Origin of the sequence: Thioclava sp. UBA3469, assembly GCF_002378135.1 — a bacterium.
In the GTDB taxonomy this organism is placed as follows: domain Bacteria; phylum Pseudomonadota; class Alphaproteobacteria; order Rhodobacterales; family Rhodobacteraceae; genus Thioclava; species Thioclava sediminum.
On record NZ_DFRG01000211.1, the window covers coordinates 1 to 19,700 of the forward strand.

Here is a 19,700-nt window from a genome sequence, read left to right on the forward strand (position 1 = left end):
AGCCTGCCGGGGATCGTCTCGCCGGGGCTGCTGGGTGCCTTCGCGGCGCTGGCGGTGTTTCCCTGGGTCGCGCGCGCGGCGCTGCGGGTATGGGCACGCAAGCGGGCCTATCGCGGCTATGAGCGCCCGGCGAAGTTCGACCGCAACCTGATCGTGATCGGCGCAGGGGCCGCGGGGCTGGTGGCCTCTTATGTCGCGGCGCAGGCCAAGGCGAAAGTGACGCTGGTACAGGAAGGCCCGATGGGCGGCGATTGCCTGAATTTCGGCTGCGTGCCGTCGAAGGCGCTGATCGCCTCGGCTCGGGCGGCGGGCGTGGCGCGCGGCTCCGAGGCGCTTGGCGTGCGCGCGGATGTCTCGGTCGATTGGCCCGTGGTGACGCAGCGAATCTCCGAGGTGATCGCGCAGATCGAGCCGAATGATTCCGTGGAGCGCTATGAGGGCTTGGGCGTCGAGGTGATCGAAGGTCATGCGCGGCTGGAAGACCCGTGGACGGTGCGTGTCGGCGATGAGCGCCTGACCGCGCGCGGGGTGGTGCTCGCGACCGGCGCGGCCCCGGTGATCCCGCCGATCGAGGGGATCGGATCGGTCGAGCCGCTGACCTCGGATACGCTGTGGGAGACGCTCGCCGCGATGCCTGCGCCGCCCGAGAGAATGGTGATCCTCGGCGGCGGTCCGATCGGCTGCGAGATCGCGCAGGCGCTGGCGCGACTTGGCGCGGGCGTCACCGTGGTCGAGGCGGCGGAGCGGCTTTTGATCCGTGAGGATACGGAGGCCTCGGATGCCATCGCGGCGGCCTTGCGCGCCGATGGGGTCGACCTGAAGCTCGGTGCGAAGGCGATCCGCTTCGGGCGTGACGACTCCGGTGAAGAAGGCGGCAAATGGCTGGAACTGGAGGACGGCTCCAAACTCGGCTTCGACACGCTTCTGGTCGCGGTCGGGCGCAAGGCGCGGCTCGAAGGTTTCGGGCTGGAGGAACTGGGCATTCCGGCGAATAAGGTGATCGAGACGAACGACTACCTTGAAACCCTCATGCCCAATATCTACGCCGCAGGCGATGCGGCGGGGCCGTTGCAGCTGACCAATGCCGCAGGTCATCAGGGCTGGATCGCGGCGGCGAATGCGCTGGCCTCTCCCTTCTGGCGCTTCAAAGCCCATGCCGCGCCGATCCCGCATGCGGTCTTCACCTCGCCCGAGCTGGCACGGGTGGGGATGACGGCTGCGGAAGCCGAGGCCGAGGGCGTGCATCACGAGGTCACGACCTATCCGCTGGGCGATCTCGACCGTGCGCTCGCCGAAGGGGCGGGGCAGGGCTTCGTGCGGATCGTCACCCCGAAAGGCTCCGACAAGATTCTTGGTGCCACGGTCTGCGGGGCGCATGCCGCCGAGGTGCTGGCGGAATTCGCGCTGGCGATGCGGCACGGGCTGGGCTTGGGCAAGATTCTCTCGACGCCGCATATCTATCCGAGCTGGTCCGAGGCCGCGAAGAACGCCGCCGGGCGTTGGCGGCAGGCTCATGTGAACCCGCGCACGCTGCGGATCGCCGAGCGCTTCATGGCGTGGAGGCGCGGATGATCGACGCTGCTCTCCTGCCGCTGCAACGTGCCATGATGCAGCCCCCCGCCGAGGCGCTGGCCGCGCGGGGTATCCGCGCCGATCAGGTGACGGTGGCGGGCTTCGCACTGGGTCTTCTGGCGATCCCGGCGCTGGCGTTCCACGCCTATTGGCTGGCGCTGGCGCTGATCCTTATCAACCGGATCGCGGACGGGCTCGACGGGGCCATCGCGCGGATCAAGGGGCCGACAGATCGCGGGGCGTTCCTCGATATCGCGCTGGATTTCCTGTTCTACGCGCTGATCCCGGTGGGCTTCGCGCTGGCCGATCCTGCGCGCAACGCGCTGGCCGCGACCATCCTGATCGCGGCCTTCGTCGGCACCGGGTCGAGCTTCCTCGCCTTCGCCTCGATCGCCGCCAAGCGCGGGATGAGCACCGATGCCTATCCGACCAAGGGCATCTACTACCTCGGCGGGCTCACTGAGGGGGCCGAGACGATCCTGTTCTTCTCGGCGATCTGCCTGTTTCCGCAGGCCTTCCCGATCCTCGCGGGCCTCTTCGCCGTCGCCTGTTTCGTGACCACCGTGACCCGTTGGCTGATGGGCTGGCGGGCGTTTTCCTGAACGGAGAGAGTATGAGAAACCTTCTTGCCGCCCCGGTTCTTGCCGCGAGTTTCGCGCTGCCGCTCGCATCCCCCGCCTTCGCCGATTGGGCGCAAACGGAGGCCGAGGCGAAGGGCCAGACGGTCTATTTCAACGCCTGGGGCGGCGATCCGCGCACCAATGCGTTCATCGACTGGGTGTCCGATCAGATGCAGGAGAAATACGACGTCACGGTCGAACAGGTGAAGCTGTCCGACACCGCCGAAGCTGTCTCGCGCGTGCAGGCCGAGAAGGCGGCGGGTCAGGATGACGGCGGCGCGGTGGACCTTATCTGGATCAACGGGCCGAACTTTCTGGCGATGAAAGAGGCGGGCTTGCTGCACGGGCCGTTCGTTTCCGATCTGCCCAATGCGAAATATCTCGACCTGTCGGAGGGCTCGGCGGCCACGACCGATTTCACCGTGCCGACCGAAGGGTACGAGAGCCCGTGGCGGCTTGCGAAATTCGCCTTTGCCTATGATGCGGAGCGGGTGAGCGATCCGCCGAAGGATATGGCGGGGCTGCTGGACTGGGCCGAGGCGCATCCGGGCCGCTTCACCCATCCCAACCCGTCGAATTTCATGGGGGCGAGCTTCCTCAAGCAGGCACTGGTCGAACTGGCGCCCGACCCGGCGGCGCTGTCGCAGCCCGTGACGGACGAGGCCTATGCGAAGGAGACCGCGCCGCTCTGGGCCTGGTATGACGCGCTGCGTCCGCTGATGTGGCGTGAAGGCAAATCCTTCCCCGAGAACGAGAGCGCGCAGGCGCAGTTGCTGGCCGATGGCGAGGTCGATTTCGCGATGTTCTTCGATCCGGCCGCGCCCGCCGCGATGATCGAGCAGGGTGTGCTGCCGCCTTCGGTCCGCGTCTGGGTGCCCGAAGGCGGCACGATCGGGAATATCTCCTTTGTCGCGATCCCCTATAACGCGGCGCATCAGGCGGGGGCGGAACTGGTCGCGAATTTCCTGCTCGACCCGGCCACGCAGGCGCATATGCAGGACATCCGTGTGCTGGGCAGTTTCTCGGTGCTCGATCCGGCAAAGCTGGATGCCGATGCGAAGGCGGCTTTCGCGGACCTGCCCACCGCGCCCGCGCTGCCGACGCTGGACGATCTCGGGCCGACGCTCCCCGAGCCGCATCCGAGCTGGATGACGAAGCTCACCGAGGACTGGGCGCAGCGCTACACGAAGTGAGGGTTTGATGCGGCTCGCCGGGGCGATCCTGACGCTGGTGATCGGCGCGCCGGTGCTGCTCGGCGCGGCTTTGACGCTGGCGACTGCGTTTGGCTGGCAGCCGGGGCTGGGGCGGGTTGATCTGGGCTGGGAGGGCTTCACCGAGGCACTGGCCGCGCCCGGTATCCTCACCTCGCTGCGGCTGACATTGGTGACCGGCCTGGGGGCTGCGCTGCTGTCGCTCGCGGCCTCGATCCCGCTGGCGCGCTGGCTGGTGACGCGGCAATCGGCGTCGCGCTGGCTGACGCCGCTGCTGGCAGTGCCCCATGCGGCGCTGGCGATCGGGCTGGCATTTCTCATCGCGCCCTCGGGCTGGGCGGCGCGGCTGATTTCGCCCTGGGCGACCGGCTGGGATCTGCCGCCGCAGATCGTGACGCTGGGCGATCCGTGGGGGCTGTCGCTGATCCTCGGGCTGATGCTGAAAGAGGTGCCGTTCCTGACATTGATGACGCTGGTGGCCGCGGCGCAGCGCCCGGTTGCCGAGCAGATGGCGGCGGGGCGCGCGCTTGGCTATGCGCCGGGCCGCGTCTGGGCGCGGATCGTCTGGCCGCAGCTGTACCCGGCGCTCCGGCTGCCGGTGCTGATCGTGCTGGCCTTCTCGCTGTCGGTCGTCGACATGGCGCTGATTCTCGGGCCGTCGAACCCGCCGACGCTGGCGGTGCGCATCCTGCGGCTCTACGGCGCGCCGGACCCGGCGCAAGCGGTCCCCGCCTCGGCGCTGGCGGTGATCTTGCTGGCCGTGATGGGGGCGAGTGCGGCGCTGTGGATGGTCGGCGAGCGCGCGGTGGCACGGTTCGGCAAGGCGCTGATCCGCACCGGGCAGCGCGGCGCATCGCGGCGGAACTGGAGCGGCGCTGGTTTGATCGGCGCGGGTGGTCTTCTGGCGATCGGATCGCTGGGTGCGCTGATCCTCTGGAGCCTCGCGAGCTTCTGGCGTTTTCCCGATGCGCTGCCCGCCGATCTCACCTTCAAACGCTGGGCGAGCGCCGACTGGGCGGGGCCCGCGCTGACCAGCCTGACGCTTGCGCTCGTCTCGACCGCTTTGGCGCTGATCCTCGCGATGCTCTGGCTGGAAAGCGAGGATCGCTCCGGAAAACGCCTGCCGCTCGGCGCGCTGATCGTCCTGCCGCTTCTGCTGCCGCAGATCGGGTTTCTGCAGGGGCTGACCACCGGGTTTCTCTGGCTCGGTCTGCCGCCGGGGCCGGTCGCGGTGACATGGGCCGAGCTGCTCTTCGTCTTTCCCTATGTGATGATCGCACTGGCCGGGCCGTGGCGGGCGTTGGATCGTGCCCATCTCGCCAGTGCGGCGAGCCTCGGGGCTGGGCCGACGCGGCGGCTGCTGCGGATCAAGCTGCCGATGCTGCTGGGTCCGATCTGTGCGGCGGCGGCGATCGGGGTCGCAGTGTCGGTGGCGCAATATCTCGCCGTTCTGCTGCCCGGCGCGGGGCGCGTTCAGGCGCTGGCGACTGAAGCCGTGGCGCTGGCCTCGGGGGCGGATCGACGGCTGGCCGCGATCCTTGCGCTCATGCAGGCGGCGCTGCCATGGGTGGGTTTCGCGCTGGCGCTCGCGGTCCCGGCATGGTGGCATCGCAACCGGCGCGGCTTGCGCGGAGGAGTGGCATGAGCCTTGAGTTGATCGATCTGAGCCTGACCGCGCCCGGCGCCTCCGCCCCGCTCTTCGCGCCGCTGTCGCTGGTCGTGGCGCCCGGAGAGACCGTCTGCCTGATGGGGGCCTCCGGGATCGGCAAGTCGAGCCTGCTCGCCCATATCGGCGGCCATCTGCCGCGGGGGTTCACGGCTTCGGGCGATGTGCGGCTCGATGGCGAAAGCGTCACGCAGCTCCCCGCTGAGAGGCGCGGCATCGGGATGCTGTTCCAGCAGGCGCAGCTGTTCCCACATCTCTCGGTCGGCGACAATCTGGCCTTCGGTCTGTCGGCGCAGGTGAAGGGCAAGGTCGCCCGGCACGCGGCGGTGGAGGCCGCGCTGGAACAGGCCGGGCTTGCGGGCATGGCGGATCGCGACCCGGCGACGCTATCGGGCGGGCAGCGCACCCGCGCGGCGTTGATGCGCACGCTGCTGGCGCGACCCCGTGCGGTGCTTATCGACGAGCCCTTCGCCGCGCTCGATGCGGAGTTGCGGGCCGAGATCCGCAGTTTCACGCTGCAGCATCTCCAAGCCGAGCGTATCCCGTGCCTCATGGTCAGCCACGATCCGGATGACGGCACGGCCGCGGCGCGCCGGATCGCATTGGGCTGAACCTCGCGCAGCCGCAATGCGGCGAAACCCGGCAGACTTGCGCGATGAGGGCGCTGAGGCTATCTCCAAGCGCATGATTTTTGCTGTCGGACACCGCTCGTCACGTCTTTTGAAGCCCCTCGCCCTCGCGCTGGGGATGATCGGTTTGCTGGCCGCCTGCCAGCCGACCGCCTTCGGCACGGCGCAGGTCGCGAAGGCCCGCACCACGCTGGCCAATGGCGCGTTGACGGTGGCGGCGCCGAAAGGCTGGTGCGTCGATCCGAAAAGCCTGCGCAATTCCGGCGCGGGGGGCTTCGCGCTCTTCGGCAATTGCGCGGCGATCTCCGGCAATGCCGAGGATGCCCACGCACCCGAACCCGCGCTGCTGAGCGTCACGGTCGGGCCGCCCGCCCTGGAGGATGGCTCCGGCAAGCTGTCGCAGGACCGGCTCAAGAAGATTGGTGATTTCTTCCATTCCGAAATCGGGCGCGCGGCGCTGTCGCGCTCGGGCGAAGCCGCTGACGTGACGATCAAGGGCACCGATATCTCGAATGGTACATTGCTGCTGCGGGTCGAGGATCGCTCCGGCACGGGCGGACCGCCGATTGCGAAGACCTACCTGCGGGGCGTCACGGCGCTTGGCGGGCGGATCACGGCGCTGTCGGTGATGCCGCTGAAGGAAGGCGAAATGAGCTATGCCCAGCAGCGGCAATTGCTGGAGACATTCATCGCCGCGATCCGCGCCGCGAATTGACCGCCCAAGCCGACGCGCAGTCACCTTCCCGGTCGAAACCCCGGAACTCGATGAGTTCGTGCGGAAATTCCCCCTTTCTCGCAACCCGATGATAATGAATAACTGCTGTGATGCCGCAAACGGCACCGGCAGGCGGGAAAGAAGGGCAGCACATGGCAGGACGGAACGGCGGATCGCTGTTGCAACGGATTGCCGAGCGACGCAGCTTGCGGCGCTGGCGCGATGCGGCGTCCAAGGTCCCTGCATTGGATCCGGAGGGGCTTCGCGGTCTGCGCGCACGGGCGCGTGCCCTGCGCAACGAAGTCGACACGGTGCTGCGCGCGACCGAGCAGCGGCTGACGGCCTTTCCCGGCGATAGCTCTGTGCGCAAACCATCGGGCAGCGATTGGGCGTGGCGACCGCCGCTCTGGCGCGTGAAGGCGCATCCGCATGGCATCGCGGGGGCGCAAAGCCGCGCCAAGCTCGGCGATGACCTCACCCTGTTCCATGACTGTCCGCGCTCCGAGATCACGCTGCGCCAGATCCGCAATACGAAGGGCGAGACGCTCGCGCCGTTCGGGCTGCGGCTCGATGTGCTGCGGTTCGAAGGGTCGTTCCTGTCGCTGGTGCTCGATCTGCCCGACGCGGCGCTGGGCGGGCTGCAGCTCAACCATCTCATCCGGCTGGAGATGCAGCTGGACTGCGAGCGGGAGCTGGAAGTGTTCTGCCGCCTCAACATCAAGCACGGCCCCAATTCGGAGCAGCTGGTGCGCGAACTGCCCCATGGCGAGGGCGCGCGCTCTGTCGAATTCGATCTAGCCTATACGCGGATGAACGAGCGGCGGCTGGAAAAGGCGTGGGTCGATCTGATTTTTGAAAACCCACGGATGAACGAGGTGGTGATCCGCGATCTCACCTTCGCGCGCTACCCGCGCGCCGAACTGTGACGGAGGCGAGGATGCTGGACAGCACGCGGATCAAGGCAGGGCGCTGGGAAGCGGTGAGCCATGAGAAAGAGGCGCCCGATCTGGAGGTGCGCCATCAGGGCGAGGTGCTGGAAGGGATGTCGGTCAGCGGCGGGCCCGGCGACTGGCGCATCGCGCAGCCGATCCCGACGGAGTTGCTGAGCGAGGGGGTGCTGACCTTCCTCGTCTGCCGCAAGGCGGATGGCGAGGTGATCGACCGCTTCTCGCTGGTCGCGGGGGCGCCGCTGGCGGGTGATCTGCGCGCCGAGATCGATCTTCTGCGCGCCGAGCTGGACATGCTGTCGCGCGCCTTCCGCCAGCATTGCGCCGAGAGCGAAAGCTGAGCATTTCACGCGCGCCCCTCGCGCGCGGGCGCGCGCACGCGTAGAAAGAAGCCCTACTCGTCGAGCAGTTTGGCGACCGCCCGCAGCTCGAATTTCTGGATCTTGCCGGTCGAGGTCTTCGGCAGTTCCGAGAAGATCACACGCTTGGGCGTCTTGAAGCCTGCGAGCCGAGCGCGGCAGAACTTGATCAGTTCTTCTTCGGTCGCCTCCTTGCCCTCCTTCAGCTCGACAAAGGCGCAGGGCACCTCGCCCCAGGTCTCGTCCGGCTTGGCCACGACCGAGGCGAGCGACACCGCCGGATGGGCGCAGATCACGCCCTCCACCTCGACCGAGGAGACGTTCTCGCCGCCCGAGATGATGATGTCCTTCGCGCGGTCGGTGATCTTGATGTAGCCGTCGGGATGCATGAAGGCGATGTCGCCCGAGTGGAACACGCCGCCCTCGAAGGCCTCGCGCGTGGCTTGCGGGTTCTTGAAATAGCCCTTCATGACCATGTTGCCTCGGAAGACGATCTCGCCCAGATGCTGGGCGTCGCGCGCGACCTCCTTGCCCTGATCGTAGACGGTGACTTTCTCGAGCATCGGCATCGAGACCCCGGTGCGCGCCTTCAGATCGGCGCGGGCCTCGCCCTCGGTTCCCTCCCAGGAGGGCTTCCATGTGCATTCCACCGCCGGGCCGTAGGTTTCGGTCAGCCCGTAGACCTGCGTGACGTTGAAGCCCAGAGGCTCGATCGCGGCCAGCGTCGAGGCGGGCGGGGGCGCACCGGCGGTGAAGACCTCCACCACATGATCGAAGGCGCGGCGATGTTCGTCCTTGGCGTTGATGATGGTGTTCAGCACGATCGGCGCGCCGCCGAAATGCGTCACGCCATGATCCGCGATCGCGTCGTAGATCGCCTTCGCAGTCACGTCGCGGCAGCCGACGACCGTGCCGCCCATCATCGGCACCATCCAGCTATGGGTCCACGAGTTGCAATGGAACAGCGGCACGATGGTCAGCAGAACCGGATAGAGCTGCATCCGCCACGAGATCGCATTGGCCTGAGTCGAAAGATAGGCGCCCCGGTGGTGATACACGACGCCCTTGGGCCGCCCCGTCGTGCCGGAGGTGTAGTTGAGCGCGATGCTCTCCCATTCGTCCTCGGGCATGATCCAGGTGAACATCGGATCGCCCTCGGCCACCAGCGCCTCGTATTCGAGGTAATGCCCGGTCGGCTCGAACCCGTGCTCGGGGTCGGCGACCTCGACGATCTGTGGCGCGGGGCCCTTCATCTTCTTCACGGCCTCTTCGGCCACCGGCAGGAAGGCCACGTCGCAGAGCACGATCTTCGCGCCGCCGTGCTCGAAGATATAGGCGACGGTATCGACATCGAGCCGCGTATTGATCGCGTTGAGCACCGCGCCACAGGCGGGCACGCCGAAATGCGCCTCGATCTGGGGCAGGGTGTTGGGCAGGATCGTCGCCACCACGTCGCCGGGCTTCACGCCGCGTGCCTTGAGGGCGGAGGCCAGCTGACTCACGCGCGCGTGGTAATCAACGTAATTATAAGAGCGGCTGCCGTAGATCACCGCCGGTCGCTCGGGGAAGACCTCCAGCGCGCGGTTGAGGTGCGATAAAGGTGTAAGCGGTGCGTAATTCGCCGCGCATTTCTCCAGACCCGTCTCGTCGGCAAGCCAGCCCATGAAATCCTCCACGTAAATTGTCCGGGCATCTTCAGGCGGCATCGCGCGAAAGGAAAGAGGGTTTGCGTCATCTTTCGTCACAGCTAGTGTCGCGCGCATGATCGTTTCGCATGGCCGCCGCTACATCTTCGTTCATATCCCGAAGACGGGTGGCACGGCGCTGACGCTCGCGCTGGAGAACCGCGCGATGGCGGATGACCTGCTGATCGGTGATACGCCCAAGGCGCGGCGACGCAAACGCAGGCTGGAAGGGCGCGAGACCCGGGGGCGGCTTTGGAAGCATTCCACGCTGAGCGACGGGCTGGGTCTCTATAGCGAAGACGAGGCGCGCGCCTATTTCACCTTCACGCTGGTGCGGAACCCGTGGGACCGGGTGGTCAGCTACTACCATTGGTTGCGCGAGCAGCGGATGGCGCATCCCGCCGTGGCGTTAGCAAAGTCGCTCAGCTTTTCGGACTTCCTTAACCATCCGCACACGCAGGCATCCCTCGCGGCGGCCCCTTATGGCAGCTACATGCGGCTGCCGGACGGGGAGGAGATTTGTGACCTCTATATTCGCCTCGAAGATGTAGAGGCCGATGCCGCACCTCTCGCGTCACATCTCGGGTTTTGCGTGACTCCCCTCGCGAGATGCAACATCTCCGAGCGGAAGCGCAACTGGCGCGGGTATTTTTCAGATTTCGATGCTGAAGTGGTTTCGAAACTCTGTGCCGAGGACATCGCGCGGTTCGGTTACCGATTCTAAATTTTCGCGCAATTGCAATTTGCGACGCAATTTGGGCGATTCTCACGGGTCTGTGAGCGCACCCCTATCCAAAAAGATAGGTCAAACGCGCGAACCCCTATCCAAAAAGATAGGTCAATCACGGGTCCGTGAGCAACTTACTGTCCGAAAGTATAGGTTTGCCACATTTCGGTCACCTTTCGGCCCCGGAAACTCCCCAGGAATCAATTGATCTAGGTAGGACGAAGAAATGGCCTCGCCGACTTTCAGAAGGAAGACCGACATGATCCGCAGTGCAACGACGACTTGGAACGACGATTGCGCCTTCGATTCCGCTCTGGCGGGCGCAACCTCCGGGCGAGTGCTCGATAACGGGGCTGCTTCGGGGATCGTTGCCGGAACGCGAATCGCGACCGCTATGGGCTGGCGCCCGGTGGAAGCAATTGCGGTCGGCGACATGGTCATGACCTTCGACAGTGGCCTGCGTCCCGTCAAGGACGTCAAGCGAACTCAACTCTGGCTCGGTCACGGGCGTTGCCCGGACCATCGCAAGCCGCTCGCCGTGCCGGTCGGCGCGTTGGGCAACAAAACCCCGATGCTGCTTTTGCCTGAACAGAACATGATGGTGGAAAGCGACATGGCCGAGGCAATTTACGGTGACCCCTTCGCCGTAATCCCCGCCTCGGCTCTTGAAGGCTATCGTGGGATCGATCGGATTACACCCCACCGTCCGATCGACGTGATCGTGCTGGAGTTTGAGGAGGAGGAGATCGTCTACGCGAATGGTTCTGGCATGGTCCATTGCGGTTCGATCAACAGCCATCGGCTCGAAGCACTCTTCGACGATGATGCAGGCCCGAACTACGAGACGCTGTCGCTTGAGATGGCACGCTCGATCGTTGCAGGGCTCATCGACGAAGATCTGACCGCGCACGCTTACGCGGCAGAGTGATAGCCCGGCCTGATTCCCTCCTGATCAACTGACAGGCCGAACGCCGCACCCATGACCAGGGTGCGGCGTTTTCCTTTGTCTTGGAGACAGGTGGGAGGCGGGCGTTGAAGTGCCTCCCGGCCATAGAAAAACGCCGGGGCCTTTAGGTCCCGGCGTTCTGGTTTCTCTGGCGCTCTCGGATCAGGCGGCTTTCGCGGCCTGACCGTCGCCGTAGCGACCGTAGAAGGTCTCGCCCGAGGCTGCGATGTCGCGCAGCAGGGCCGGGGCCTCGAAGCGCGGGCCGTATTGCGCGGTGAGCGCCTCGCAGATCGTGACGGCCTTGCCGGCGCCGAGGATATCGAGCCAGCTGAACGGGCCACCCGACCACGGGGCGAAGCCCCAGCCGAGGATCGCGCCCACGTCACCCTCGCGGATGTCTTCCAGCACGCCCTGCTCGAAGGCACGGACCGCTTCCAGCACCTGCGCCATCAGCAGGCGATGCTGGACGTGATGCACGTCGGGCTGCTCGGGGCTGCGCGGGAACTTGGCGTCGAGACCTTCCCACAGACCCTGACGTTTGCCCTTCTCGTCATAGTCGTAGAAGCCCGCGTTCGACTTGCGGCCCATCCGACCTTCATCAGCCATCCAGAACAGCACGTCATCGACCGCCTCATCGGGATAGGCATCGCCCATCGCCGCCTTGGTGGCCTTCGCGATCTTCACGCCGAGGTCGATCGAGGTCTCGTCCACCAGCTGCAGCGGCCCCAGCGGCATGCCGACCATCGTGGCCGCATGTTCGACCAGCGTCGGGTTCACCCCCTCGGCCACCATGCGAATCCCCTCGTTGATATAGGGGATGATGCAGCGGTTGGCATAGAAGAAGCGCGCGTCGTTGACCACGATCGGCGTCTTGCGGATCTGGCGCACGAAATCGAGCGCCTTCGCCACCGCCACCGGGCCGGTCTGCGCTCCCTTGATGATCTCCACCAGCATCATCTTGTCGACGGGCGAGAAGAAGTGGATGCCGATGAACTGCTCGGGGCGCGCGCTGGCTTTGGCCAGTTCGGTGATCGGCAGGGTCGAGGTGTTGGTGGCGAAGATCGCGTCCTGCGGGATCACGGCTTCGGCCTTCTTGGTGACCTCGGCTTTGACGCCCGGATCTTCGAACACCGCTTCCACGATCAGGTCGCAACCCTCAAGGGCGGCGTAATCCGTGGTCGCGTTGATCAGGCCCAGCGTCTTCGCCTTGCCCTCTTCGGTGACCTTCTTGCGCGAAATACCCTTGTCGAGGATGCCCTCGGAATAGGATTTCCCGCGATCGGCGGCCTCCTGGCTGTTGTCGATCAGCACGACCTCGATACCGGCCTTGGCCGAGACAAAGGCAATGCCTGCGCCCATCATGCCTGCGCCGAGGATGCCGACCTTCTTCACCTTCTGATCGGAGACATCCGGGCGGTTCGCGCCCTTCTCCAGCGCGCCCTTGTTGATGAAGAGCGAGCGGATCATCGAGGTCGACGACGGGTTCAGCAGAACGTGGGTAAACCAGCGCGCCTCGATCTTGATCGCCTGATCGAAGGGCACGAGCGCGCCTTCATAGACCGCCGACAGAAGCGCCTTGGCCGCCGGATAGACGCCCGCGGTCTTGCCATGCACCATCGCGGAGGCACCCACGAAGGTCATGAAGCCCGCCGGGTGATAGGGTGCGCCGCCGGGCATCTTGAAGCCCTTCGCGTCCCACGGTTTCACCAAATCGGCGTCTTTTGCGTTCAGCACCCATTCCTTCGCGGCGGCCAGCGGATCCTCGACGACCTCGTCGATCAGGCCCGCAGCTTTCGCCTTCTTCGGGTTCGACAGCTTGCCTTCCAGCAGGAAGGGCGCCGCCGCCATCGCGCCGAGCTTGCGCGAGACACGGGTGGTGCCGCCGCCGCCGGGGAAGATGCCGACCATGATCTCGGGCAGGCCGATCTTGGCCTTCGGATTGTCCGCGACAAAGGTGCGATGCGTCGACAGCGGCAGTTCCAGACCGATGCCGAGCGCGGTGCCGGGGATCGCGGTCGCGATCGGCTTGCCGCCCTTGTTGGTCTTCGGGTCCATGCCGGCGCGCTCGATCTTGCGCAGGACATGGTGCATCTGCATCACGCCGTCGAAGATCGCCTGAGCGCCGCCTTCACGCATCTGCGCGATGACGTTGAGGTCCATGCCGCCCGCGAAATCGGGCTTGCCGGAGGTGATGACGACACCTTTGCATTTGTCATCCGCCAGCGCCTTGTCGATGAAACTGTCGAGGAGCGCGAAGCCCTCCATGCTCATCACGTTCATCGACTTCTCGGGCACGTCCCAAGTGATGACGGCAACGCCGTCGCTGCCAAGTTCGTATTTGAAATCAGCCATTTGTTCCTCCCTCACACGCGCTCGATGATGGTCGCGGCGCCCATGCCGGACGCGACGCAAAGCGTGGCCAGACCGGTGTTCAGGTCGCGGCGTTCCAGCTCGTCCAGCAGCGTGCCGATGATGATCGCGCCGGTGGCGCCGAGCGGGTGGCCAAGCGCGATCGCGCCGCCATTGACGTTGACCTTGTCGGCATCGACCTGGAAGGCCTGCATGAAGCGCAGCACGACAGCCGCAAACGCCTCGTTCACCTCGAACAGGTCGATATCCGAGATCGACATGCCCGAATCCGCGAGGATCTTCTCGGTCACCGGAACCGGGCCGGTCAGCATGATCGTCGGATCGGTGCCGATCTTCGCGGTGGCGCGGATACGCGCGCGCGGCTTGAGGCCATGCGCCTCACCGAATTCCTTGTTGCCGATCAGCACGGCGGCGGCGCCGTCCACGATCCCCGACGAGTTGCCCGCGTGGTGGACGTGGTTGATGTGATCGAGATGCGGGTATTTCAGCATCGCGACCTTGTCGAAGCCCGGCATCACCTCGCCCATCTCCTTGAAGGAGGGCTTGAGGCCGCCGAGGCTTTCCATCGTGGTGCCCGCCCGCGGGAATTCGTCGTGGTCGAGGATGGTCAGACCGTTCTGGTCCTTCACCGGCACGATGGATTTCGCGAAACGGTTTTCCTTGATTGCTTCGGCTGCACGGCGCTGCGATTCCACGCCGAGCGCGTCGACGTCTTCGCGGCTAAAGCCGTATTCGGTCGCGATGATATCGGCCGAGATGCCCTGCGGGACGAAGTAGGTCTTCATCGCGAGCGACGGGTCCACGGCGATTGCCGCGCCGTCCGAGCCCATCGCGACGCGGCCCATCATCTCGACGCCGCCTGCGATATAGCCCATGCCCGCGCCGCCGCGCACCTGGTTGGCGGCGAGGTTCACCGCTTCCATGCCCGAGGCGCAGAAGCGGTTGATCGACAGGCCGGGGATGCGCTCGTCGAGGTCCGACAGAAGCACCGCCGAGCGTGCAAGGCAGCCGCCCTGCTCCATCACCTGGGTCGCGTTGCCCCAGATCACGTCCTCGACCGCGTGACCTTCGAGGTTGTTACGCTCCGCCACCGCGTTCAGCAGCCGCGCCGACAGCGCGACCGAGCTGACCTCGTGCAACGAGCCGTCCTTGCGGCCCTTGCCCCGGGGGGTGCGGGCTGCGTCATAGATATAGGCTTCCGTCATGGTTCCTCCTCACGCCCGGTCGGAAGGATTGCCGGGCATCAAATCATAGGGGTGTTTCCAACCGGGCAGGGCGGCGATGCCATCCAGCCAACGGTCGATATTGGGGAATTCCTTGCGGTCGAACCCGAAGGGCTCGGGGTAGTAGAGGTAGCCGCAGCAGGCGAAATCGGCCAAGCTGGGCTGGTCGCCGACGACCCAGTCGCGGCCGTCCATATGTTTCTCCAGCGTCTTGATCGCGGTGAGCACGCGGCCCTTGAGCCAGCCGATCGCCTCTTGCGGGCGCTTCTCTTCGGGCAGGAAGTTCATCAAGAAGCGCAGGCCGCCCTGCTGGCCCGAGCCCTTTTGCGCGTCCCAGAACATCCAGCGCAGCATCTCGTTGCGATCCTCGGCGAGGAATTTGCCGGTCTGCTCCGCGATGTGAAGCTGGATGACGCAGGATTGCGACAGGGTCAGGTCACCCTCTTTGAAGACGGGCGCCTCGGCCATTTCGTTCAGCGCGTGATATTCGGCGCTGCGCGCCTCGCCGTTGAAGAAATCGACATAGACAGGCTCCCAGTCGTAGCCCGCCAGTTCCATCGTCAGCGCCGCCTTGTAGGCGTTGCCAGACTCTCCGAAGCAATAAAGTTGTGCCGCCATTCGCTGCGGTCCTCCCTGATCACGGGGCCAATCTGACCCCTAAGTGACGCGAACGTAAGCCCCTCATGAGCATTTCGCCGCAACGTCATTCCAGCACGACGTCGCGTCCAACGCGAGGGAGAGGGCGGCGTTCCGTCGCGAGAGGTGAACGGACGCGAACGGAAAGCGCGGAAAAAGCGAGCGGCGCGGCGCGGTTAGCGTACCGCTTCCATCGTGCCTTTGGGAAACTCGATGCCTTCGAAATCGGGATAGACCTTGCGCAGAACCGCGATCTGCGCCGGGCTGTCGATACGCACGAGATACCATTCCTCGCCGTCTTGCAGTGCCAGCGTGGTGTTGGTCGAGCGCACCTTGCCCATATCGGGCACCTCCATCACCGTCGAGGTCGGGATTTGCGCATAGGCCCGGCCCGAAGACGTCTCTCCGGTCTTCATCGCGGCGATGTTCATCTCGAAATCGTCGATCGTCACCGAGGCCATCGCGTCGTTGATCTGCTTGCGCATGATGTCTTCGAGCTGCTCTTTCGGGACGCCCGTCTGATCCGCAATCGCCTGCATCATCTTCGGCGGCACCGTGTCGAAGAAGACGGAGTAGTCTTTATCGTTCACCGCCTTCGTGAAACCCGCGACTTCCTGCGTCACCGCGTTGCGGTCGGCGGCATCGAACGCGAGCGCAGGCAGGGCCGAGAGGGCAAGGGACGCGACAGCGAAAGCGAGAGACAGGCGGGTCATGGATGTCCTTTCGAAATCAGGCTTTGCGCTCGCCAAGCTCGGCCTTGAACAGCCGCAGGCGGTGGTTGAGATTTTCCTCGTGGGTGACGGAGCTAAAATGCTCGAACAGGAAGGTCAGCGCCTCGTCGGGCGTGATCTCCGCCTCCTGCGCGAACCGGTTGAGTCTGCGATAGGCGTCATTGGTCATGGCGACGGGAAAGCGACGGGTCAGGCGCAGGCGTTTGGGCATTCAGGCTCCGGGGCAATGTAGCGCGGGAAGGCGCGTCAGGTTGCGCGCAGCTTAGGAAGAAACCTGCGTGCTGGCCAGACCGCCCGCGCCCATGGTTTGGGCATGGGAATCGCCCCTAGAGGTCGTCCCAATCGCTCAGCCCGAGCTTGTTCTTGCGGTGGATTTGCCAAAGCGCCATCAGCGCACCGAAGGCGAGCGCCGAGATCACAAGCGTCACCAGATGCGGCGCAAAGGACATACCCTCGGTCGCGCTCAGCAGGTGGTCAACCAGAAGCTGCGCCACCGCGAACCCGGCTGCGAAGATCAGCAGGTTCTGCTTCCAGTCGAGATAGGGAATCGGGCGCGGCTCGAAGCCCAGCCAATGCAGCACCCGTGCGCCCATTGGCGGCCGGGTCGAGCGGAACACGCCCCGCGCCCGCAGCTCTGCGAGAGCGGCGTCGTAACGGCGGTTGGTTTCTGCATTATCGAGATACATGACGGCGGGACTCGGTGGGAATCGTCTCTGGTTGGAGATTCCGAGGGTAGACCCGCGCGGCCGCAAAACAATCGTCCAGCGCTACACTTCGCCTGACATGGCGGTGATTGAAAATTGAAACGGCGGGCCGAGGCCCGCCGTTCATTTTTTCGTTGGATCCGGTCGCCTTAGAACTGGTCGTCGGCGAGCGCCATGACCGGGTCCGCGCCGGTCTCGATCCGTGCGAGGTGCATCGCGCAGGCCGGAAGCTGACGCGCCATGTAGTAGCGACCCGTCGCGATCTTGCCTTCGTAGAACGCGGTGTCCGAGGCGCCGTTGTCGAGCGCGGTGAAGGCGGCTTTCGCCATCCGCGTCCACATCAGGCCGAGGCAGACATGTCCCATCAGATGCATGAAGTCATAGCTGCCCGAGAGCGCCGCGTTCGGGTTCTTCATGCCGTTTTGCATGAAGAACATGCCCGCCGTCTGAAGCTGCTTGGAGGCATTTTTCAGCGCGTCGGTGAAGGGCTTCATCCGCTCGTCATCGTCATGCGATTTGCACTCGGCTTTGACCATCTCGAAGAAGGCCATGACGTGCTTGCCGCCGTCCTGAGCGAGCTTGCGGCCCACCAGGTCGAGCGCCTGAATGCCGTTCGCACCCTCGTAGATCATCGCGATGCGCGCGTCGCGCACATGCTGCGACATCGGCCAGTCCTCGGTATAGCCGTGGCCACCGAATACCTGCTGCGCGGAGACGGCGGTCTCGAAGCCCTTGTCGGTCAGGAAGCCCTTGATGACCGGGGTCATCAGCGAGATCAGACCTTCGGCCTCGGCATCGTTGAGCGCATGGGAGCGGTCGATCAGATGCGCACCCCAGAAGGTGAAGGCGCGGGCGCCCTCGACGAAGCTCTTCTGATCCATCAGCATCCGGCGCACGTCCGGGTGCACGATGATCGGATCGGCGGCTTTCTCGGGCGCTTTCACGCCGGTCACGTCGCGACCCTGCGTGCGGTCCTTCGCGTAAGCCACGGCTTCCTGATAGGCAGCCTCGGCCACGGCGTAGCCCTGAAGGCCCACGCCGAGACGCGCTTCGTTCATCATGGTGAACATCGCGCGCATCCCCTTGTGGAGATCGCCCAGCAGCCAGCCCTTCGCGCCGTCATAGTTCATGACGCAGGTCGCGTTGCCGTGGATGCCCATCTTCTCTTCGAGCTTGCCGACCGAGAGCGAGTTGCGCTCGCCCAGCGAGCCGTCCTCGTTGACGAGGAATTTCGGCACGATGAAGAGCGACACGCCCTTGGTGCCTTCGCCACCGCCCGGCGCCTTCGCCAGCACGAGGTGAATCACGTTATCCGACAGGTCGTGATCGCCCGCCGAGATGAAGATTTTCGTGCCGGTGATCGCGTAGGAGCCGTCGTCCTGCGGCTCGGCCTTGGTGCGCATGAGACCCAGATCGGTGCCGCAATGGGGCTCCGTCAGGTTCATCGTGCCGGTCCAGTCGCAGGTGACCATCTTCGGCAGATAGGTCTGCTTCTGCTCATCCGTGCCGTGCGTGTGGATCGCCGAATAGGCGCCGTGGGTCAGGCCCTGATACATGTTGAAGGCCATGTTGGCCGAGACGAACATCTCGCCCACCGCGCAGTTGAGCAGATAGGGCATGCCCTGACCGCCGAACTCGGGATCGCAATCGAGCGCGGTCCAGCCGCCCTCTTTCATCGCCTCGAACGCCTTGTCGAACCCTTTGGGCGTGCGGACCACGCCGTTTTCGAGCACGCAGCCTTCCTTGTCGCCCACCTCGTTCAGCGGAGCCAGCACCTCGGACGAGACCTTCCCGGCCGCATCCAGAACGGCCTCGGTGAAGTCGCGGTCCATTTCCTCGTAACCCGGCACATCCGAATTCGAGACTTTGAGCAGCTCATGCAGCACAAACTGCATGTCCTTGGTGTTGGCGATAAAGCTCGACATGGTTCGCTCCCTTTAGTCGTCTTCGCGGATCAGGCCGCGTCGTCGTGGCGCGCCTTCTCCAGTTCCTTCTCCGCCCACTCGATCTGACCGGCCAGTTCGTCGATCGCCTGACCCAGTTCCTCGCGTTGGCGCGTCATTTCCTCCAGACGTTGCTGTGCGAGCTTGATCGTCTCGTTCAGCTGCGTCTTCTGCTTGTCGCCCATCTCGTAGAGGTCCAGCAGCTGGCGGATATCCTCCAGCGAAAACCCGAAACGTTTGCCGCGCAGGATCAGTTTCAGCCGGGCGCGATCGCGTCGCGTAAACAGCCGCTTCTGTCCCTCGCGAATGGGAAACAGCAACTCCTTGCTTTCGTAGAACCGCAGGGTGCGCGGGGTCACCTCGAAGGCGTCGCACATCTCGCGGATCGTCATTACTGTGTCGGTCATACTCTCTGCCTCGCGTTTCCTTTGCGTAATGCGACGCGGCAAATCGTCTGCCTGCGGCCACATTACAAGACTTCTTTACGTTCGCGTCACCGTAACGTGGCGTCACGAATCCAATGACGTAATGTCAGGGAATTTTTACCGTACGGTAAAGCAAGTTTCTTTCCTCGAAACTCGCCATAATCGTCAAGCTCACAAGGCGCTCTCACGACCTCGCTGACGTTAAGGAATGCATTTCAGGGTCAAGAATCAAGTGTGTCCCGAACCTGATCACGCAATTGTCGGAGGTCGTCGATAGCCGCGTCCAATTCTTCACGCTGCTGCGTCAATACGTCAAGCTGCCGATCGGCAAGTTCGACCCAGACGCGGTTCTGCTCTTCCGTGCCTTGCTTATCGTAGATCATGAGCCACTGGCGCAGTTCCTCGAGCGAGAAGCCAAATCGGCGACCGCGCAGGATCAACGTCATCCGCGCGACCTCGCGCGGACCGTAATAGCGCGAACGCCCTTCCTTCTGGGGATTGAGAAGCTCGATATACTCGTAATAGCGCAGCGTGCGCGGGGTCACGTCGAACCGCTCGCACATCTCCTTGAAGGACAATAAGTCTGACATC

The 19,700-nt window shown here is 64.9% G+C and carries 20 protein-coding genes; 10 read left to right on the forward strand and 10 right to left on the reverse strand.

Annotated elements, in window-relative coordinates:
- The 8 genes from B3D39_RS15330 to B3D39_RS15365 all read left to right on the forward strand — a co-directional run.
- On the forward strand, positions 1-1,572 hold a 1,572-nt coding region (locus B3D39_RS15330), incomplete at its 5' end, for a dihydrolipoyl dehydrogenase family protein (protein ID WP_349678104.1).
- The gene (locus tag B3D39_RS15335) at positions 1,569-2,174 is read left to right on the forward strand and encodes a CDP-alcohol phosphatidyltransferase family protein (protein ID WP_078541666.1); all 606 of its coding nucleotides are present in this window, start codon (positions 1,569-1,571) and stop codon (positions 2,172-2,174) included. The genes B3D39_RS15330 and B3D39_RS15335, both read left to right, overlap by 4 nt.
- Positions 2,175-2,185: 11 nt before the next feature.
- Entirely contained in the window at positions 2,186-3,385 is a 1,200-nt protein-coding gene (locus B3D39_RS15340) for an ABC transporter substrate-binding protein (protein ID WP_274962313.1), read from the forward strand.
- Positions 3,386-3,392: 7 nt separating this feature from the next.
- Positions 3,393-5,048, forward strand: a complete 1,656-nt coding sequence (locus tag B3D39_RS15345; protein WP_274962314.1) for an ABC transporter permease — start codon at positions 3,393-3,395, stop codon at positions 5,046-5,048.
- The gene (locus tag B3D39_RS15350) at positions 5,045-5,680 is read left to right on the forward strand and encodes an ATP-binding cassette domain-containing protein (RefSeq protein ID WP_274962315.1); all 636 of its coding nucleotides are present in this window, start codon (positions 5,045-5,047) and stop codon (positions 5,678-5,680) included. Before B3D39_RS15345 ends, B3D39_RS15350 begins: the two co-directional genes overlap by 4 nt.
- A gap of 136 nt (positions 5,681-5,816) precedes the next feature.
- Positions 5,817-6,413, forward strand: a complete 597-nt coding sequence (locus tag B3D39_RS15355) for a hypothetical protein (RefSeq protein ID WP_274962316.1) — start codon at positions 5,817-5,819, stop codon at positions 6,411-6,413.
- Positions 6,414-6,565: 152 nt separating this feature from the next.
- Positions 6,566-7,339 carry a DUF6478 family protein gene (locus B3D39_RS15360; protein WP_274962317.1) on the forward strand — a complete coding sequence of 258 codons (774 nt, stop codon included), beginning with the start codon at positions 6,566-6,568 and terminating at the stop codon, positions 7,337-7,339.
- 11 nt (positions 7,340-7,350) lie between these two features.
- Positions 7,351-7,701 (forward strand): hypothetical protein, encoded by a 351-nt coding sequence (locus B3D39_RS15365; RefSeq protein WP_274962318.1) that lies wholly within the window; start codon positions 7,351-7,353, stop codon positions 7,699-7,701.
- A gap of 53 nt (positions 7,702-7,754) precedes the next feature.
- Here B3D39_RS15365 and B3D39_RS15370 read toward each other — a convergent pair whose 3' ends face one another.
- Entirely contained in the window at positions 7,755-9,383 is a 1,629-nt protein-coding gene (locus B3D39_RS15370; protein WP_274962319.1) for an AMP-binding protein, read from the reverse strand.
- Positions 9,384-9,480: 97 nt separating this feature from the next.
- On the opposite strand from B3D39_RS15370, the gene B3D39_RS15375 reads away from it, so the two are divergent.
- Both B3D39_RS15375 and B3D39_RS15380 read left to right on the forward strand, forming a co-directional pair.
- A complete protein-coding gene (locus tag B3D39_RS15375) occupies positions 9,481-10,128 on the forward strand; it encodes a sulfotransferase family 2 domain-containing protein (RefSeq protein WP_274962320.1) in 648 nt (215 codons plus the stop codon).
- Positions 10,129-10,390: 262 nt separating this feature from the next.
- Positions 10,391-11,059, forward strand: a complete 669-nt coding sequence (locus tag B3D39_RS15380; protein ID WP_274962321.1) for a Hint domain-containing protein — start codon at positions 10,391-10,393, stop codon at positions 11,057-11,059.
- 180 nt (positions 11,060-11,239) lie between these two features.
- Here the strand turns inward: B3D39_RS15380 and B3D39_RS15385 are convergent, their stop codons facing one another.
- The 9 genes from B3D39_RS15385 to B3D39_RS15425 all read right to left on the reverse strand — a co-directional run bounded on the left by B3D39_RS15385 (position 11,240) and on the right by B3D39_RS15425 (position 19,699).
- On the reverse strand, positions 11,240-13,429 hold the full coding sequence (locus B3D39_RS15385) for a 3-hydroxyacyl-CoA dehydrogenase NAD-binding domain-containing protein (RefSeq protein ID WP_274962322.1): 2,190 nt from the start codon (positions 13,427-13,429) through the stop codon (positions 11,240-11,242).
- Positions 13,430-13,440: 11 nt separating this feature from the next.
- Complete coding sequence (locus B3D39_RS15390; RefSeq protein ID WP_078522322.1) at positions 13,441-14,652, reverse strand: acetyl-CoA C-acetyltransferase; 1,212 nt, start codon at positions 14,650-14,652, stop codon at positions 13,441-13,443.
- 9 nt (positions 14,653-14,661) lie between these two features.
- Positions 14,662-15,288, reverse strand: a complete 627-nt coding sequence (locus B3D39_RS15395) for a glutathione S-transferase family protein (protein ID WP_078602270.1) — start codon at positions 15,286-15,288, stop codon at positions 14,662-14,664.
- A gap of 194 nt (positions 15,289-15,482) precedes the next feature.
- Positions 15,483-16,019, reverse strand: a complete 537-nt coding sequence (locus B3D39_RS15400; protein ID WP_274962323.1) for a hypothetical protein — start codon at positions 16,017-16,019, stop codon at positions 15,483-15,485.
- A gap of 16 nt (positions 16,020-16,035) precedes the next feature.
- Complete coding sequence (locus B3D39_RS15405) at positions 16,036-16,248, reverse strand: hypothetical protein (RefSeq protein ID WP_274962324.1); 213 nt, start codon at positions 16,246-16,248, stop codon at positions 16,036-16,038.
- Positions 16,249-16,363: 115 nt separating this feature from the next.
- The gene (locus B3D39_RS15410) at positions 16,364-16,723 is read right to left on the reverse strand and encodes a DUF6404 family protein (protein ID WP_078522326.1); all 360 of its coding nucleotides are present in this window, start codon (positions 16,721-16,723) and stop codon (positions 16,364-16,366) included.
- Between the two features lie 167 nt (positions 16,724-16,890).
- A complete protein-coding gene (locus B3D39_RS15415) occupies positions 16,891-18,666 on the reverse strand; it encodes an acyl-CoA dehydrogenase C-terminal domain-containing protein (protein ID WP_078550854.1) in 1,776 nt (591 codons plus the stop codon).
- Positions 18,667-18,695: 29 nt separating this feature from the next.
- Positions 18,696-19,091, reverse strand: a complete 396-nt coding sequence (locus B3D39_RS15420; RefSeq protein ID WP_078522328.1) for a MerR family transcriptional regulator — start codon at positions 19,089-19,091, stop codon at positions 18,696-18,698.
- Positions 19,092-19,330: 239 nt separating this feature from the next.
- Positions 19,331-19,699 (reverse strand): MerR family transcriptional regulator, encoded by a 369-nt coding sequence (locus B3D39_RS15425; protein ID WP_274962325.1) that lies wholly within the window; start codon positions 19,697-19,699, stop codon positions 19,331-19,333.
- Position 19,700 lies beyond the last annotated feature (1 nt).

Excerpts from the sequence above, each read along its gene's own strand:
- B3D39_RS15370 (WP_274962319.1), bottom strand. The coding sequence starts at position 9,383 with ATGGGCTGGCTTGCCGACGAGACGGGTCTGGAGAAATGCGCGGCGAAT.
- B3D39_RS15405 (WP_274962324.1), bottom strand. The coding sequence starts at position 16,248 with ATGCCCAAACGCCTGCGCCTGACCCGTCGCTTTCCCGTCGCCATGACC.
- B3D39_RS15400 (WP_274962323.1), bottom strand. The coding sequence starts at position 16,019 with ATGACCCGCCTGTCTCTCGCTTTCGCTGTCGCGTCCCTTGCCCTCTCG.
- B3D39_RS15360 (WP_274962317.1), top strand. The coding sequence starts at position 6,566 with ATGGCAGGACGGAACGGCGGATCGCTGTTGCAACGGATTGCCGAGCGA.
- B3D39_RS15340 (WP_274962313.1), top strand. The coding sequence starts at position 2,186 with ATGAGAAACCTTCTTGCCGCCCCGGTTCTTGCCGCGAGTTTCGCGCTG.
- B3D39_RS15345 (WP_274962314.1), top strand. The coding sequence starts at position 3,393 with ATGCGGCTCGCCGGGGCGATCCTGACGCTGGTGATCGGCGCGCCGGTG.
- B3D39_RS15425 (WP_274962325.1), bottom strand. The coding sequence starts at position 19,699 with ATGTCAGACTTATTGTCCTTCAAGGAGATGTGCGAGCGGTTCGACGTG.
- B3D39_RS15380 (WP_274962321.1), top strand. The coding sequence starts at position 10,391 with ATGATCCGCAGTGCAACGACGACTTGGAACGACGATTGCGCCTTCGAT.
- B3D39_RS15395 (WP_078602270.1), bottom strand. The coding sequence starts at position 15,288 with ATGGCGGCACAACTTTATTGCTTCGGAGAGTCTGGCAACGCCTACAAG.
- B3D39_RS15415 (WP_078550854.1), bottom strand. The coding sequence starts at position 18,666 with ATGTCGAGCTTTATCGCCAACACCAAGGACATGCAGTTTGTGCTGCAT.
- B3D39_RS15365 (WP_274962318.1), top strand. The coding sequence starts at position 7,351 with ATGCTGGACAGCACGCGGATCAAGGCAGGGCGCTGGGAAGCGGTGAGC.
- B3D39_RS15385 (WP_274962322.1), bottom strand. The coding sequence starts at position 13,429 with ATGGCTGATTTCAAATACGAACTTGGCAGCGACGGCGTTGCCGTCATC.
- B3D39_RS15420 (WP_078522328.1), bottom strand. The coding sequence starts at position 19,091 with ATGACCGACACAGTAATGACGATCCGCGAGATGTGCGACGCCTTCGAG.
- B3D39_RS15390 (WP_078522322.1), bottom strand. The coding sequence starts at position 14,652 with ATGACGGAAGCCTATATCTATGACGCAGCCCGCACCCCCCGGGGCAAG.
- B3D39_RS15375 (WP_274962320.1), top strand. The coding sequence starts at position 9,481 with ATGATCGTTTCGCATGGCCGCCGCTACATCTTCGTTCATATCCCGAAG.
- B3D39_RS15410 (WP_078522326.1), bottom strand. The coding sequence starts at position 16,723 with ATGTATCTCGATAATGCAGAAACCAACCGCCGTTACGACGCCGCTCTC.
- B3D39_RS15355 (WP_274962316.1), top strand. The coding sequence starts at position 5,817 with ATGATCGGTTTGCTGGCCGCCTGCCAGCCGACCGCCTTCGGCACGGCG.
- B3D39_RS15350 (WP_274962315.1), top strand. The coding sequence starts at position 5,045 with ATGAGCCTTGAGTTGATCGATCTGAGCCTGACCGCGCCCGGCGCCTCC.
- B3D39_RS15335 (WP_078541666.1), top strand. The coding sequence starts at position 1,569 with ATGATCGACGCTGCTCTCCTGCCGCTGCAACGTGCCATGATGCAGCCC.